The organism is Parapedobacter lycopersici, assembly GCF_040395035.1.
Taxonomy (GTDB): Bacteria; Bacteroidota; Bacteroidia; order Sphingobacteriales; family Sphingobacteriaceae; genus Parapedobacter; species Parapedobacter lycopersici_A.
Genome location: NZ_JBEBRB010000064.1, coordinates 1 through 13,875, shown reverse-complemented (window position 1 = coordinate 13,875; position 13,875 = coordinate 1). Strand labels below are relative to the sequence as shown.

Genomic DNA, 13,875 nt, shown 5'->3' with positions numbered 1-13,875 from the left:
CTGCCGGCTGGAGAAGGGAAGCTGTCCGTCAAGTAGTTGGCCTGAATGTTGTGGGGTTGGTAAAAACCAAAGGTTAGTCCTATGAAGTATGTATTGATGATAACCACGGCGCTATGCATGGCCGCTTGTGGTAATCCGAATGGTGGATCTGATGAACAGGCCAATACCGCTATGCCATCGACAGACAGCATATCGGTCGTATTATCCCAGACTTGGGCAACGGATACCACATCCCTCATCACACCGGAATGTGTTACCTATGACCCGGTAAGAAACCAATTTTACGTGTCTAACATCAATAGAAAAAGTGAGGCCGAAAATGCGGGTTACATTGCCTTGGTTGGCGCAGATGGAAGCATAAAAAATGCCAAATGGATAACCGGCTTTAAAGGGCCGCTTGGAAATGAAGTGCATGGCGACTTGCTGTATGTCAATGACCGCAATACCATTGTGAAAATTGATATTGCAGCCGGAAAGGTTGTCGGACGGATTACGGTGGATGGTGCGGGTGCGCTCAATGGAATAGATATCGCTGAAGACGGGACGATCTATGCCGCAGATTCAAAAACGAATGGAATTTTCCGGGTGAGCCCGGACGGGCAGGCGAAAATGATCGTACAGAGTGATAGCCTGGAGACGCCTAATGGGGTATTGATCAACGGCGATGAACTGCTTGTAGCTTCTTCCGATGGCGGTAGCCTTAAAGCGGTTAATTTAGGTAACGGATCAATTGAAACGCGGGTAACCGGCCTCGGACAGGTAGATGGAATAATTCCGCTTGAAGGTGGTCGCTACCTGACCTCCAGCTGGAAAGGGGAGGTGTATTTCATTGACGAAAATGGGAAACAGCAGAAAATTCTTGATACCAAAGACCAGGCGATCAATGCTGCAGATATTGGATACATTCCGAATAAAAAGCTATTGGTCATACCAACATTCCATGATAATCGGTTAGTTGCTTACCGCATGGAAATCCGGGAGTAATGGCTTGCTGTCCGGTTTCTATCCGTGTAGGGACCGGCTAGGGGTCGGCTTCGGAGCTTCTTGCTGTCTCCGTCGATACTCCTTCGATGCTTGTTCGACACTCGTTCGGGAAAAACCCGAAGCCGGGTCGAAGGAAGACCGACCAAGCTACGATTGAGCTCCGAAGCCGACCCCTAGCCGGTCCGAAACGTAACCCTAAGTAGACCCTAAGCGAGAGCCAAGTGCAGCCGCGAGATTGACAGGAAGGCCAAAATTGTTAATTTTGATACCTATTCATGGTTCGATTAACTAAGGAATTTAAAAATGGAAAACAATATAAACGGGAAAGTCATTGTCATAACAGGAGCAAGCAGCGGTATTGGTGAAGCTGCTGCAAAGGATCTGGCCGCTAAAGGGGCCCTGGTGGGATTGGGTGCCCGGCGTAAGGATCGATTGGATAAGCTGGTGGAGGAAATCACAGCAGCAGGAGGGAAAGCAGTAGCTTTTGAAACTGACGTGACCGATCGTGCAGCCGTTCAGGCGCTGGTTGACGGCACCATCCGGGCATTTGGCAAAGTCGATGTGCTCATTAATAATGCCGGCATTATGCCCCTGTCGCGGATTGAAGAATTGCAATACGACGATTGGGATCGGATGATTGATGTGAACATCAAAGGCGTGTTATACGGAATCGGCGCAGTCCTCCCTTACATGAAAGCGCAGCAAAGCGGACATGTAATTAATGTGGCGTCTGTAGCCGGCTGGCGCGTTCCGCTTAATGGGGAGAGTGCTATTTATTCGTCGACTAAATTTGCCGTTCGGGCCATTTCCGAGGGATTCCGGCAGGAATCCAAACCGTATAACATCCGCACAACCATCATATCCCCGGGAGCCATCAAAACGGAATTGCCCCATGCGGTCACCAATCCGGATATCAAAGCAGGATTGGGACGTATCGCGATACCAGCGGATGCCATTGCCCGTGCGATTGCTTATGCCATTGGACAGCCGGATGAATATGACGTTAACGAAATCTTATTACGGCCTACCGCGCAGGTAAGCTGATATAAAAAATTTAGCTAAGTTTGTAGAACGCCGATGTCATCATACCGTATCGGTAAACGGCACGGATCATTATCGGATGATTTCAGAACCTACATATTTAGCGGCAAAGGTGGTAGCCGACCAGGTTGCTGCTTACCTGGAAAAACAGGCAGGCCTCCATCAGTCTGAGACGGTGGGGTACCTTCCGGATATCCCCATTATTGAAGCATTAATTGATACTGCATTCTGGGCAAGCCTGCGTCGGGAGGAAGGTTATGAACCTAAGATATCATTGGCTTTTGCACCACCGGATATGACCGGGAGTAACTTGGTCTTTCTCCACCAGCAGCGGTTTACGCCATACAACCTTGTTAAACTGTCTCCGGCTGTTGTACAGCCTGGAATTCATTTGGGCGTTTGGAAAGAAGACGATCGGCTATACATCTGGGGTACTACACACGAGCTGCCGGTTCATTGCCTGGTACTGGAAGTGGTGGAAGCGGGTTTGCTGGTAGTTAAGCATAAGCATCATGATGCCATGCGGAAGTTTATCAATATCGCTGTATTGAAAGGGAACCAGATCAAGGTGATCGATAACAATCATTGGGGACTGACAGATTGCCCGGGGATGCTTTCCACCTTGCTGGGTTTTGCCCACCGGTCAGTGGCAAATCAGTCGGAAAACCTGCTGGTGCACCTTGCACTGGCTATGCGCAGCCATGGTCGTGGGGCATTACTTTTGGTGGTACCCAAAGACAGCACTGCATGGCTGCATTCCATTGTACAGCCGATAAACTACCTGGTGGAGCCACAGGAGGTGCTGCCTGTCGATGGCGGCCTACTGCAAAATACAGATGGGCAGGATACGCTGCGGAAAATGGTGAGTGCCGTTGGAGGATATTCCGCTATCGACGGGGCCACGGTAATTACCCAGGATCATCGCTTACTGGCCTTTGGTGCGAAAGTGGCACGGTCACCCCATTCCACACCTGTTGCGCAGTTGATGATTACCGAGCCCATTGCAGGGAGTTCGGTACAGTTGCTGGATGCCACTGGAATTGGCGGAACCCGGCACCTGGCAGCGGCACAGTTTGTAAATGACCAGCATGATTCGCTGGCGATGGTGGCCTCGCAGGACGGTACGTTCACGGTATTTTCGTGGTCAGCAAAGCACCAGATGGTGCATGGCCATCGGATTGACACCCTACTGATGTAATCAGCGAGTTGTCTTATACGATTTGATCGTGACGGAACAACGCAAAATCATTCATATTGATATGGACGCGTTCTATGCTTCTGTAGAACAGCGCGACTTTCCCGTTTACCGCGGAAAACCCCTGATTGTTGGTGGGTCACCGGAGGGTCGGGGTGGTGTCGTGGCAACCGCCAGTTACGAGGCCCGGAAATTCGGCATCCGTTCGGCAATGCCTGCTAAAACCGCCCAGCGCCTCTGTCCGGATGCGATTTTTGTACCACCCCGTTTTGCGGTTTATAAAGCGGTATCCAAGCAGATACGGGCGATTTTTAGTCGCTATACTGATGTTGTCGAACCCCTTTCGCTTGATGAAGCCTACCTGGATGTGACTCATGATAAACAGGGCGTTGGTTCGGCCATTGCTATTGCCCGTCTCATTAAACAGGCGATTTATGACGAGTTGCAGCTCACTGCATCCGCGGGCGTTTCCGTTAATAAGTTTGTGGCCAAAGTAGCTTCTGATTTACAGAAGCCCGATGGTTTGACGTTTATCGGCCCTTCAAAAATCGAAACTTTTATGGAAAGCCTGCCGGTGGATAAATTTTTCGGAGTAGGGAAAATAACGGCTGCTAAAATGAAATCCATGGGACTTTATACCGGTGCAGACCTGAAGCGGATTACGGAAGCTGAACTTGTGCGGCATTTCGGTAAATCAGGCAGGTTTTACTACCAGATTGTACGCGGTAAGGATGACCGGGAAGTGCAGCCTTATCGGGAAACAAAATCAATCAGCGTAGAAGATACTTTCCCCGAGGATCTGGTATCGGTAGCCGCCATGCGGTCGGCATTAGCCGTACTTACCGAAAAACTGGAAACCCGACTGCAGCGAGCCCAATTGAAAGGACGGACCGTCACCATAAAGTTTAAATTTCATGATTTCACCATCATGACCCGCAGCCAGACGCTTACCGTATTGGTGGACGATTATGACCGTATATTTTCGGTCGTTACCCACTTGTTGGACCAGGCCATCTTACAGGATCGGCGGATCCGTCTGCTGGGAGTGGGCATCTCTAACTTTTCGCTGCCGGCAAAATCGGGGGGAGGACAAACGATGGGCGGGCAGTTACGTTTATTTTAATGTTTCCCGGCTGCTGGACGCTACTGCACAAAAAAGGGAATATTTGCCGTTGCTACATTGTTTTGCCCATCGGTAACGTACAGAAATAAGCGATAAGCACCCGGCTGTTCCGGAGCGGTGAGTGTCGCCTGGCTGATGGTTGCGTTGGTCACGCGCCCGGAGATAGCTTGGGGCCTGCTTTCGCGGTCGCCGCCCGTTTTGAGGTCTGTACTTTCCGGTAACAGTTCCCAGCGTGCGGACAGGCTGTCGTTATCGGGGTCGGTGACCCCTACATCCAGGGAATACATTTTTCCAGGCCGAAGGTAAATGAAATCGAGGGCCTTCCTGCCATCCAGACGTATTGAATCCAGGTGCGGGGCACGGTTCATCGGCCATTGCCCGGTCCATAGGTATTGCATGACGTCCACCACCTCATTTTCTTCACCGGCTTCCGTGAACAATCCGTACCAGGTGGGAGTACGTTCCTGTTTTTGACCCCATAGAAACACATAGGAACCAACGCAATGCCGATCTTTCATGATAGCCGCTTCGTAACGGCTTTTATAAACCACTGCCTTTTCGCTGCTAGTTTCTTCAATAGCCGCTTTCCAGGGTGTTTGCGGACTTTCCCAATGGCCGGTTGGACCCCATTCGGTCACTATATAGGCTTTTTCCCATCCGGTAGTCCGGATTCGTTCCGGCACCGCCGCCAGTCCGCCGTAGACCTGCACGGAGATTAGGTCAAGAGCCGGGCATTTTTCCTTGATGTAGTCAATCTCCCGTTGATTAATTCCGGCGAGCATCGTAGTCACCAGGTGATTGGAATCCAGCTCATGAATCATTTCAGCCACCTCATTAACCGCATCCCAGACGTTTGGGTTGGTGTATTCGAGGTTGAGTTCATTGCCGATCCCCCACGCCAGCAGCGCGGGATGATCTTTGAATTTCAATACTTCCGCACGTACAGTTTCGAGCTGTTTCGCCACGGCTTCCACATCGTTGTAATCGAATCCGTGACGCTCGCGGGCCATATTGATTCCCATGGTCACCGTAAGACCCAGTCGTTGCGCTTCATCCAGCACTTGCTGCCCATTGGTGGTACCCCATGTCCGGACGGAATTTCCGCCGTATGCACTTAACCGCTCCATATAGGTTGAGCCACCTGCTCCCTTAATAAAATAGGGTTTGCCGCCGCGGAGCAGGGTGTACGTATCCCCCTGCTTAATCAGTTCCACTTTTACGGGCTTCGCTTGCTGCGCCACGGCAGCTGTCATTAAGAACAGACATCCCGTGAGGGTCAGCAGCATCACATGAGTAAAACGCATGGCAGTAGAGTTTATGGGTGTAAGCAACTAACTAATTCAATTCAACCCCCTACGGCAACTACCGAAAGCGGGCGATTGACCGTATACGGTAATTATTGCGGTCGCCGGAAACGCCCCACATAGGCCGCCTTGCCCACGACATGACCCTGCATAGCCTGCATAACGGCCGTCCGGGTTAGGAAGGCATCGGCAGCGGGTTCCTGATCCAATACGATGTCCAGCGCATAGACCTCAAAAACATAATGATGCAGGGGGCCACTCGCCGCAGCGCCCGGTCCCCGGTAAACCGGACCCGTTACACTGATCTGATAGCTGCCATCAGGCAACTGTGCGCCCCGGGGTAGGCCCTCAGGTAATGCCGTTTTGTCTGCCGGAATGTTCCAGACCAGCCAATGGACCTGATCATCTGTTGTTTTTTCACGTGCAAAATCCACATCGTGCATATGTAGTACGAAGCTTTTAGTGCCCGCCGGTACATTTGTCCACATCAGTGCGGGCGAGGTACCCTCCCCCGGCGCAGCACCTTCAGCTGCCTGACTGTATTTTACGGGAATAATGCCGCCGTCCTCGAAAGCCGTGGTATGTAGTGTCATGGGCGGTGTTACCGACTGTGCATTGCACAGGGCGATTAGCGTCATAAACGAAACGAAAGTTAACAGGATCTTTTTCATGTAAATCATATTCGGGTTAATAATAGTGTTCAAAATATCATGCAAACATAGCGTTTGCGATCGTAAAGATCTGAATTTTTGGCTAATTTGCGTTGCTTAAATTACGATGGAAAGACGGAAATTCATGGAATTGCTGGCTACGGGAGGCGCCGTAGCAGCATCAACGGCACTAAGCGGACACCCGTTTATTGCCCTGGGTGATACGGTTATGCGGAGCGCATCCCAAGGAGGTCAGCGCGGATATTCAGCGGATGTGATCATTGCTGGAGGCGGCTTGGGAGGCTGTGCCGCTGCCCTGGCCACACTGCGAAACGGTTTGACGGTTGTGCTGACGGAGGAGACCGACTGGATTGGCGGACAGCTTACCCAACAGGGTGTGCCGCCGGATGAACATCAATGGATTGAAACACACGGCGCCACCCAATGTTACCGGGATTTCCGTGCGGGCATCCGGCAATTTTATATGCAAAACTATCCGCTTACTGAAATGGCGAAAGGCCGGAGATATTTCAACCCGGGGGACGGCACCGTTTCGGCACTATGCCACGAACCCCGGGTGGCTTTGGCTGTATTACATGCCTTATTTGCACGTTATATCAGTGCAGGAAAATTAACATTATTGCTGGAGCACCGGATCGTTGCGGCCGACGTGAGCGGGGATCGCGTACATGCATTAAAGGCAAGGGATCTTCGTGAGGGGATGGAGGTACAACTCTCCGCTCCTTATTTTGTGGATGCGACCGAGCTTGGTGACTTACTGCCGCTTACAGGTACTGAATATGTTACCGGCGCCGAATCAAGGAAAGAAACCGGAGAGCTTCATGCACCCGAAACAGGGAATCCGGAAAACAACCAGGCATTTACCGCCTGTTTCGCCATGGATTATATTCCAGGAGAAAATCATGTCATCAATCGGCCTGAAGAATACGCGTTTTGGCAGCGCTATGTGCCTGCTATGCAACCGGCATGGCCGGGAAACCTGCTCGATCTTGATTATTCCGATCCCAAGACGTTAAAGCCGAAAAATCTGGGGTTCCATCCGGAAGGTAAATCCACTGGTAACACATTGAATCTGTGGAATTACCGTCGTATTATCAATAAAGCTAATTTTACGCCCGGTACCTACCGTGGAGATATCAGTATCGTAAACTGGCCGCAAAACGATTATTTTCTTGGGAATATCGTTGATGTGGACGAAAACGAGTTTAAGCGACATGTTGCACGCGCAAAGCAACTAAGTTTGTCGTGGTTATACTGGTTACAGACGGAAGCACCACGGCCCGACGGGAGGACGGGGTGGCCGGGTTTGCGACTTAGGCCGGATATCATGGGAACGACCGATGGTTTGGCCAAATATCCCTATGTTAGGGAATCCCGTCGTATTAAGGCCCTTTTTACCATTCTTGAGGAACACGTTGGCGCGGAAAACCGCATGTTGGTGACCGGTAAGGAACCATTGCGGGCTGCTGATTTTCACGACAGCATTGGCATTGGTTACTATCATATCGACTTGCACCCAAGCACAGGAGGAAACAACTACATCGACTTTGGGTCATTACCATTCCAGATCCCCTTGGGTGCTCTTCTTCCCAGGCGGATGAACAATATCCTGCCCGCCAATAAAAATATTGGCACTACGCATATTACCAATGGATGTTATCGCCTACATCCGGTGGAGTGGGGTATCGGCGAGGCAGTAGGTATGTTGGTTGCCTATTCGCTTGGTAAGAAAATCACCCCCAGACAGGTGTATGAAAAACCGGGTGTGCTGGAAGAATTCCAGCAGCTTATCCGGTCGCAGGGGATTGAGACGCATTGGCCAAAATAACAAAGGTGGCCGGATAGGCCACCTTTGTTTATCTTCAGAACGCATAACGCAAAGTGACGCCGTAGGTGCGCTGGTCGCCCAGTACACCAGCATAGTGCCCCGCGTTGCCTGCTCCGGGTAATAGCTGTTCAAAATAATCTTTATCGAAGAGGTTGCGTGCCCAGAGGTATATTGATACTCCCTGCGGTGCACGGAATCCGACCCGTGCATTCAACAATGTATAACCATCGACAACCAGGTATTTAGACGCTGACGGACTCGATGAGAAGGATGACCGGTAAAAGCCGTCCACCGCAATGGCAAATTCGCCGGTCTGCCCCAAAAAAGTGGTAGATGGTGTTACTGCTTCTCCGCCGAAGGAGGCTGCCCACTCCGAAATTCCGGGTAATAGGCCGCCGGAAATATCTTTAAATGTCGGGCCTCCTGTTTCTTCCAGTGGTGGGGGAGCATTTGTGAAGGATACATATTTACCGTCGGTATACGCAAGTGAACCGTAGAGCGATAAGAAATTGCCAAGCCTGATGTTGCCGTCAAATTCCACACCACGAACGCGAACCTGTTCCGCGTTTGCTAAGTAGCCCCGATTTACCGAAAGATCTGCTGCCTGTACCTGAGCTTGGTAGTCGTGGACATCGGTGTTATACACCGTAAGACTGATGGAGGAAGTCCGGGTAGGCTGGGCTTTTATTCCCACCTCGTAGTGCAGTACACGTTCCGGCTTAATCACGGCCAGTTCCAGCAAGGGCTGCCCGTTCGAATTCGGTAATCCGCCCAGGTTTAGTCCGACCGGCTTGAATCCGGTGGAGAACGTTGCAAATGTGTTGATACGCTCCGATGGCTTAAAAGCGACAGTCAACTGTCCCGAAAGATTTGTGTCGTCGATATCGGCGGTGAATGCCTGGGCACTGTACAATGAATTCTTAAGGGCAATCAATTCCGGGTTGTCCGTCTCCAGTCCACCATAGGGTTCACGCCGGAAATCGACAGACTTGTCATCATAGTTCACCCGAAGTCCGGGTAAAACACGTAAACGGTCGGTGATTGCCCAGTCCAGCTGACCAAAAAGTGCGCCGCTGAATGTGCGAAGGCTGGGGTAGGTTTTGATGCCAAAGCCTTCAAATAATCCCGGGGTTTGCCATAGCGGACTTTCGGAATTCTGTGAAAACCGCCATTGGTCTCTTCCCGCTTCTTCTGTATGGGCAGGATTGGCATTCAATGACTGCCCGAAGGCAAAGAGACCAAATACTGCGCTGACACGCGGGGAGAAGTCGCCCGCCCAACGGACTTCCTGCGACCATTGATCGTGACGTGAAGGTGCCTGAGATAGTGCCAGACCCTGTAAGCCGGTAAAATCCCGATCATTGGAGGGATCCCAATTCCAGAAACGCCACGCGGTTGTCGAAGTTAACGTACCCGTTCCGAGTTTAATATCAACATTTGCTGAGGCACCGCCAAGATCCTGTCCCGACTGCCATGGCGTATCGTGGTCTATTAATCTGTCAAAGGGGTTCCTGCTAGGCAATTGATAGTTAAGATCAGCAATAATTTGCTCAAATTGACGGTATGCTGGTCGCAATGTTGGTGCTACCCCGGCAAATACCTGGGCGTAGCCATCCGGCCGCTGGCGGGTCAGATCGCCTGCCAACAATACATGAACCCGATCCGAAGGCGCATATAGCAACTGCCCCCGCAAACCCAGGTTATTCAGGTCATTGACCCGTTTCTGCGTAGCCACGTTATACAACAGGCCATCCCGCTGTGTACCACTGAATGAAAGACGGGCGGCTAAATGCCTGGATAGCGGGCCGCTCACCGAGGCCTTCGCCTGTATAAAACCATAATTGCCATAGCTTAACTCCACCTGTCCCTCCGGGGTAAAAGTAGGTTTGCGGGTAGTTACGTTGAATGCACCTGCTACCGTATTCTTCCCGAACAGGGTACCCTGTGGCCCGCGTAACACCTCAATCTGCTCCACATCAATGAAATCAAGTGTGGTGGCTGCGGTACGTGCGTAGTAAACCCCGTCTACATAAAATCCAACACCGGGGTCAATCCCGTCATTAGTGAGGCCAAATGTGGTGCCAAGTCCGCGAATACTCAGTCCTGTATTCCGTGGATTCGACGAGTATAACTGTACCGTGGGCACCAGCTCCTTTAACCGATTGACGTTGAATGCGCCAGCATCCGCAGCCAATGCTCCGCTGATTACAGAAACCGGAATGGGAACATTGAGCAACAGCTCCCGGCGCCGACGGGAGGTCACTGTCACCTCTGTCAAACCGGTGGCATTACGGTCCAACGCTACAGTCAACGGGCTTCCCGTCGCTACTACCTCTTTAGTGATATAACCGATATAGGAAACAATGATCGTGTAAGGGAATTTCTGGCCGGTTACAAAACGAAATTGACCGTGGGTATCCGATTTCGTCATGTGGGTAATCCCCTCAAGCTGCAGGGTCGCTCCCGCAAGCGGTTCCCCCGTTTCGGAATCTACCACGGTGCCATCCAATATTGAATTCACCAGTGGTGTGGTTTCTTGCGCACGTACGGTTGGAAATTGTCCGACCAAACCCAGTCCGGTCAATACAAACAATCCAATTGTAAACGTATTTGTGTATATAGTCTTGCTAATAAGTAATCGTTTCATTGTTGTTTTGTTATGTGGTTTTTTCGCCATCCTGTTGACAGCATTGATGAATGGGTAGGTAAAACGCATGGAATGATTTGGAAAGGCGACATTCGGTGACCGCAGGAGCGTAAGCTATAGATCTTCATGACTTCTAAATTAATATGTGAACGGTGCAAATATATGTATTTTATATAAAATCTATATAATTAGTAGACATTATGGCGTTATTGAACATAACAATTTGTTAATCAGGTTGTTAATTTGACATCTACTGAATAAATTATAGGTTCATAACCAGTAGAAATCGTTATTCCGACTTCAGGAGTATACCGGTCCGGCGGGATTGGTTTTCATGCTGAAGTGTGAATCGGTACACTTGAGGTTGCCTAATTACCTGAAGATTTCTCAGGTAATTCCAGCTTATTCAGTACCATGATTGTCTCATCAATCATTTCCTGCGTAATATCCAGATATGTGACAAACCGGATACGCTGCTTTCCGAATTCCAGGCACTTTATGCCGTGCCGGTCGAGTTGCCTGATTAGCGTTGCTGTCTGATAGTTTTCGGCTACTTCAAAGATAACGATGTTGGTATCCACGGGCATCACGCTTTTGACATAGTATTGTCCCTTCAATGCCGATGCAAGTTGCCGGGCATGGTGGTGGTCTGCCTTGAGTTTCCCGATGTTGTGGTCAAGCGCGTAAATACCGGCCGCTGCTAAAAATCCCGCCTGTCGCATTCCACCACCCATTACTTTGCGGATTTTCCGTGCTTTTTTGATGAGTTCGCCATTACCCATTAGTACCGAACCCACGGGTGCACCGAGCCCTTTGGATAAACATACGGAAATGGTGTCGAAGAACTGACCGTAATTTATCGTCAGGTCCCCCGTCTCGGTCAGCGCATTAAAAATCCTTGCCCCGTCGAGGTGCAATTTCAATGCGTTGGCATGACAGAGCGTAGCGATTTCCGAAATCTCGGCCAGTGTGTAGTAGCTGCCTCCTCCCCAGTTAACGGTATTTTCGAGAACTACCAGCGATGTCCGGGGTGCGGTAATGCTATCAACATTGATTTCGGGCGCAATTAGGGCCGGCGTGATTTTGCCCCGTTCGCCCCGGAGCGTACGTACGGATACCGCTGAATGAAAAGGGATACCTCCGCTCTCCGAACGGTATACGTGTGCAGTTTGGTCGGTAATTAATTCCTCCATTGGATTGGTGAGGCATTTGATGGCAATTTGATTGGCCATTGTCCCTGATGGGCAAAAAAGTGCTGTTTCCATGCCAAACATAGTCGCGATCTGCTGTTCCAAGGCTTTTACGGTATCGTCTTCGCCAAAAACATCATCTCCCACGCGGGCAGTCATCATAGCATCCAGCATTTCACGACTGGGGCGGGTCAGGGTATCACTACGGAGGTCTACAATCATAACTTTACCTGGCTTTTGTCTGATCTTTAACGCCTTTAATCCGAACTGATTTCGGAAACTCAAGTTTACGGATTTTTATACATTATTTGCATTTTCGCTTCTCCGGTCAACGATGGTTTTTTTAAATAAATCAGCACACGTGTCGGCTGGTTGATATATCGTGATGATATTGTTTTTTTAAATTTCCTGTCTTCCTGTAGCGTTGTTACGGTTTGAGGCGTTTAATGACTAAAGCATTCAACAGGGACCAATTTGTATTACCAATGAAAAAAGCGAATCCACTACATGTATTCACCTTCTTTACCTTGTGGCTTATACTGTCCGCTGGCCATTCAGCCCATGCACAAACCATATGGGGTATAAAGGCGGGAGTAAACTTTTCCAGCGCGGCCATTGAAGACGAAGCAGGCAGTGAAAGTCCTACCCAGGCCATACCCCGTCTGCATATTGGATTTACCATCGATATTCCAATGGCAGCCGATTTCTATATCCAACCCGGTCTGCTGTATGCCGGTAAGGGATTTAAACAGTCCGGTAACTGGTTTTCAGGAGCAGCTAATGAATTAGAAGCACGTGTATCGTATCTTGAAATCCCGGTCAACGTACTGTATAAGCCGCAGCTAGGCATTGGTAAATTACTGTTCGGCGCAGGTCCTTATATCAGCTACGGTACGGGGGGAAAATGGGAATCCGAGCGGGAGGTCCACATCGGTGATATTGTGATTGAGAACCAAGGTGATGTTATTTTTAAGAACGATTTCATGGACGGTGAATTCGGTAATTACCTATACGGCCGGCCGCTTGACTACGGGATAGGTATGCTTGCCGGATATGAGTTTTTCGGTAAGCTGGCAATCCAGTTTAACGCACAATGGGGCCTGGCAAACCTCATTCCGGAAGTTTCAGGCGTATCGCGCGACGGTCATGTCCGGAACAAGTCAGTCGGTTTTTCGATAGGTTATAAATTCTAAGCGCGGGCGTACATAGTCGTGAGTTTGTTTAGTCCTCCGAAACAAACATTTCATACAGCAATATTAATTCCTGTATCTTGTTTATGTTTAGTTTTTTATAAATGTTTCGTGTGTGGGTATGTACGGTATGTTCGGCAATATACAGAGCGTCTGCGATTTCTTTCCTGCTGCTTCCATTGACCAGCCTTTTTACAATTTCCTTTTCACGCTTGGTCAGTTTTGCCACAGTAAAACTGTCCGTTTGTGTGTCGGCTACCCGGGCTACAGTAATCGCAAATTTGGGTCTCCCTTTTTCGGCAAATACCATTTTTGTGGTCCCAATAACATCTTTATAGGCCGTATTGCGGTGTAACAATTTATACGTGAGGTTGAGATACCCATGATTTTTTTGCTTAAAGAATACCACGGATTTAACCAGGGTATGTAAATTGCTTACATGGATGGTCTTTATGTAATAAAGTAAGTCGTGTTGACTGAGCCAATTGTTTTCAAATCCGTAAAATACCTTGAATTTATTGTTGATACAAACGGGCCGGTATAAATCTACGTCGTGTAAAGTAATCATGAAATCGGACGTATTGACGATCGCCAGAAACGTTTCCGACCGTTCAATATCCTTGGTCAACAAGTCGTGGCCTTTAAGTATGCCGATCAATCTGTCAATTTCTTCTTCCGTTTGTTGAAACATGGTATCACGCA

Annotated in this window: 11 protein-coding genes; 6 read left to right on the top strand and 5 right to left on the bottom strand. The window is 49.6% G+C overall.

The window, feature by feature from the left end; translation table 11 throughout:
- The first annotated feature begins 81 nt into the window (after nucleotides 1-81).
- The 4 genes from ABWO75_RS11215 to dinB all read left to right on the top strand — a co-directional run bounded on the left by ABWO75_RS11215 (nucleotide 82) and on the right by dinB (nucleotide 4,343).
- On the top strand, nucleotides 82-984 hold the full coding sequence (locus ABWO75_RS11215) for an SMP-30/gluconolactonase/LRE family protein (RefSeq protein WP_353185563.1): 903 nt from the start codon (nucleotides 82-84) through the stop codon (nucleotides 982-984).
- Nucleotides 985-1,287: 303 nt separating this feature from the next.
- On the top strand, nucleotides 1,288-2,028 hold the full coding sequence (locus ABWO75_RS11210; protein ID WP_353185561.1) for an SDR family oxidoreductase: 741 nt from the start codon (nucleotides 1,288-1,290) through the stop codon (nucleotides 2,026-2,028).
- 76 nt (nucleotides 2,029-2,104) lie between these two features.
- A complete protein-coding gene (locus tag ABWO75_RS11205) occupies nucleotides 2,105-3,223 on the top strand; it encodes a putative sensor domain DACNV-containing protein (protein WP_353185559.1) in 1,119 nt (372 codons plus the stop codon).
- Nucleotides 3,224-3,284: 61 nt separating this feature from the next.
- Entirely contained in the window at nucleotides 3,285-4,343 is a 1,059-nt protein-coding gene (dinB, locus tag ABWO75_RS11200; RefSeq protein ID WP_502922402.1) for a DNA polymerase IV, read from the top strand.
- A 20-nt stretch (nucleotides 4,344-4,363) separates the two neighbouring features.
- Here dinB and ABWO75_RS11195 read toward each other — a convergent pair whose 3' ends face one another.
- Together ABWO75_RS11195 and ABWO75_RS11190 are read right to left on the bottom strand one after the other, a co-directional pair.
- The gene (locus ABWO75_RS11195; protein WP_353185555.1) at nucleotides 4,364-5,647 is read right to left on the bottom strand and encodes a glycoside hydrolase family 2 TIM barrel-domain containing protein; all 1,284 of its coding nucleotides are present in this window, start codon (nucleotides 5,645-5,647) and stop codon (nucleotides 4,364-4,366) included.
- A gap of 92 nt (nucleotides 5,648-5,739) precedes the next feature.
- Nucleotides 5,740-6,318: a YbhB/YbcL family Raf kinase inhibitor-like protein gene (locus ABWO75_RS11190; protein WP_353185553.1), complete on the bottom strand. Its 579-nt coding sequence runs from the start codon at nucleotides 6,316-6,318 to the stop codon at nucleotides 5,740-5,742.
- Between the two features lie 106 nt (nucleotides 6,319-6,424).
- Between ABWO75_RS11190 and ABWO75_RS11185 the strand changes: the two genes are divergently transcribed.
- On the top strand, nucleotides 6,425-8,146 hold the full coding sequence (locus ABWO75_RS11185; RefSeq protein WP_353185551.1) for an FAD-dependent oxidoreductase: 1,722 nt from the start codon (nucleotides 6,425-6,427) through the stop codon (nucleotides 8,144-8,146).
- Between the two features lie 34 nt (nucleotides 8,147-8,180).
- On the opposite strand, the gene ABWO75_RS11180 is transcribed toward ABWO75_RS11185, so the two are convergent.
- Entirely contained in the window at nucleotides 8,181-10,793 is a 2,613-nt protein-coding gene (locus ABWO75_RS11180) for a TonB-dependent receptor (protein WP_353185549.1), read from the bottom strand.
- Between the two features lie 368 nt (nucleotides 10,794-11,161).
- A complete protein-coding gene (locus ABWO75_RS11175) occupies nucleotides 11,162-12,205 on the bottom strand; it encodes a threonine aldolase family protein (protein ID WP_353185547.1) in 1,044 nt (347 codons plus the stop codon).
- 263 nt (nucleotides 12,206-12,468) lie between these two features.
- On the opposite strand from ABWO75_RS11175, the gene ABWO75_RS11170 reads away from it, so the two are divergent.
- On the top strand, nucleotides 12,469-13,176 hold the full coding sequence (locus tag ABWO75_RS11170; RefSeq protein ID WP_353185545.1) for a porin family protein: 708 nt from the start codon (nucleotides 12,469-12,471) through the stop codon (nucleotides 13,174-13,176).
- Between the two features lie 28 nt (nucleotides 13,177-13,204).
- Here the strand turns inward: ABWO75_RS11170 and ABWO75_RS11165 are convergent.
- The coding region (locus tag ABWO75_RS11165; RefSeq protein ID WP_353185543.1) for a response regulator transcription factor at nucleotides 13,205-13,875 on the bottom strand (671 nt) is incomplete at its 5' end.

Coding starts and splice junctions, on each gene's coding strand:
- ABWO75_RS11215 (WP_353185563.1), top strand. CDS start 82: ATGAAGTATGTATTGATGATAACCACGGCGCTATGCATGGCCGCTTGT.
- ABWO75_RS11210 (WP_353185561.1), top strand. CDS start 1,288: ATGGAAAACAATATAAACGGGAAAGTCATTGTCATAACAGGAGCAAGC.
- ABWO75_RS11205 (WP_353185559.1), top strand. CDS start 2,105: ATGATTTCAGAACCTACATATTTAGCGGCAAAGGTGGTAGCCGACCAG.
- dinB (WP_502922402.1), top strand. CDS start 3,285: ATGGACGCGTTCTATGCTTCTGTAGAACAGCGCGACTTTCCCGTTTAC.
- ABWO75_RS11195 (WP_353185555.1), bottom strand. CDS start 5,647: ATGCGTTTTACTCATGTGATGCTGCTGACCCTCACGGGATGTCTGTTC.
- ABWO75_RS11190 (WP_353185553.1), bottom strand. CDS start 6,318: ATGAAAAAGATCCTGTTAACTTTCGTTTCGTTTATGACGCTAATCGCC.
- ABWO75_RS11185 (WP_353185551.1), top strand. CDS start 6,425: ATGGAAAGACGGAAATTCATGGAATTGCTGGCTACGGGAGGCGCCGTA.
- ABWO75_RS11180 (WP_353185549.1), bottom strand. CDS start 10,793: ATGAAACGATTACTTATTAGCAAGACTATATACACAAATACGTTTACA.
- ABWO75_RS11175 (WP_353185547.1), bottom strand. CDS start 12,205: ATGATTGTAGACCTCCGTAGTGATACCCTGACCCGCCCCAGTCGTGAA.
- ABWO75_RS11170 (WP_353185545.1), top strand. CDS start 12,469: ATGAAAAAAGCGAATCCACTACATGTATTCACCTTCTTTACCTTGTGG.